We start from the raw sequence: 1,514 nt of genomic DNA, 5'->3' as shown, positions 1-1,514 counted from the left end.
CTAGAGCGGTCGATCCGATGCAATCTGATCGAAAACCGCTCTAGTAGGCCCCTTTGGCAAGCGCCACGGCAGGGACGGTCTTGGCCATCAGCCACAGGTCCAAAGCGACCCCTTTGCGCACGATGTAATTGAGATCCATTTCGACCCGCGAGCGAAAAGACACATCGCTGCGCCCGCTGGTCTGCCAGATGCCGGTGAGGCCGGGCCGGACGCGGCAGTAGTATTCGAACAGGCGGCCATAGCGCTCCACTTCCGCCAGAATGATCGGACGTGGCCCGACGATGCTCATGTCACCGCGGATGACGTTAATGAGCTGCGGGAATTCATCCAGGCTGAACTTGCGCATGATGGCTCCCACCGCAGTGACGCGAGGGTCTGCCCGCAGCTTCTGGTTTTTCTCCCATTCGCTGCGCGCCTCGGGATAGAGTTCGAGATGCCGCCGCAGGATGGCGTCCCCGTCCATGTGCATGGTGCGAAACTTGAGGCAATTGAAGAACCGACCGCGAAAGCCGACCCGCTTGTGCGCATAGAAGATCGGACCAGGGTCCGACAAGAACAGGAACAGCGCCATGAAAACCAGGAACGGCAGAAGCACGATCAGGATCGCGCTGGCGAAGGTGATGTCGAACACGCGCCAGACCGTGGCCTGGACGGCCGAGACACCCGGAGCCGGCGTCTGCTCCCAGTCAGTCCCGAGTGTTGCCGCGCGGTCCGAGAAATCACTCGCGGCTCCCCTGAACATCGGTTCGACCGCGCTGCGCGCTGCCCCCTGGATCATGCTGAACCCTCCACACTCGCCAAATAGAGAAATAGCTTTTTGAATTAGACAGACGTTACCAAGCCGCCTTTCGCGACTGCAACATGATCTAGGTTCAGATTGGTGCAATTGACCACATTACCGGTCCGTCATTTTTTCAGGAACCGGAAAGACAAAATTCCAATTTTCCGAAAACAAAAGACAAATTTATCAAGATCGACACTTCGATCCTGGTGATAGAACACAAGGCCGCTGCCGGACAGGCGCCCGGCATTACGCCAAATTTGGAGGCAACGGGCCTCTGACCCTGCGCCTAGCCCGGTGATTGTTCGAAGGTGGATGCATTGCGAGTGCAGACGTTTCGCCCCCCCTACCTTGGGCAAGGGATCGGCCGGGCAACGGCACACCGCGCCAATTTCCGCCGCGCCCCATCGAAATCACGCCATCCGATGGGCCCGCTCAGCACGCAAGGATCGTGCGCCCATCGAAGCCATGCCCGGCGGGCACTTTTCCGGATACAACGGATGATCGCCCCCGGACCGCACCGCGGCGTTTGCGCCATCCGGTGCGCAGGACCGGCCTCGCATTCGCCGCCTAAGTGTTTGGTTCCAGCATGTGATGGTGTAAATTTGTCGCCATCACAGCGGAGGGAGCTATGCGGCAGGTTCTCCACGGCAGCGCCAAGACCACGCACGCCATTCGAGGCGAGCTCCAGCGATCGCAAGTTTCGGTCGCGAACCTCGCGAAGCGATACGGG

Annotated in this window: 1 protein-coding gene and 1 pseudogene; one reads left to right on the top strand and one right to left on the bottom strand. The window is 59.8% G+C overall.

Features of this window, described 5'->3' with window-relative positions; genetic code table 11:
* Positions 1-40: 40 nt before the first annotated feature.
* Positions 41-778 carry a sugar transferase gene (locus MTR62_RS20925; protein WP_244024583.1) on the bottom strand — a complete coding sequence of 246 codons (738 nt, stop codon included), beginning with the start codon at positions 776-778 and terminating at the stop codon, positions 41-43.
* 634 nt (positions 779-1,412) lie between these two features.
* Between MTR62_RS20925 and MTR62_RS20920 the strand changes: the two are divergent.
* Positions 1,413-1,514 (top strand): annotated as a pseudogene (locus MTR62_RS20920) (IS481 family transposase); the annotation flags it as partial.

The sequence above is a fragment of the Novosphingobium organovorum genome (genome assembly GCF_022832435.1).
GTDB classification, from domain to species: domain Bacteria; phylum Pseudomonadota; class Alphaproteobacteria; order Sphingomonadales; family Sphingomonadaceae; genus Novosphingobium; species Novosphingobium organovorum.
This window is presented reverse-complemented; position numbering and strand designations above follow the sequence as displayed.

Bases quoted from the DNA above. Each gene is read 5' to 3' on its own strand.
- MTR62_RS20925 (WP_244024583.1), bottom strand. From the start codon at position 778: ATGATCCAGGGGGCAGCGCGCAGCGCGGTCGAACCGATGTTCAGGGGA.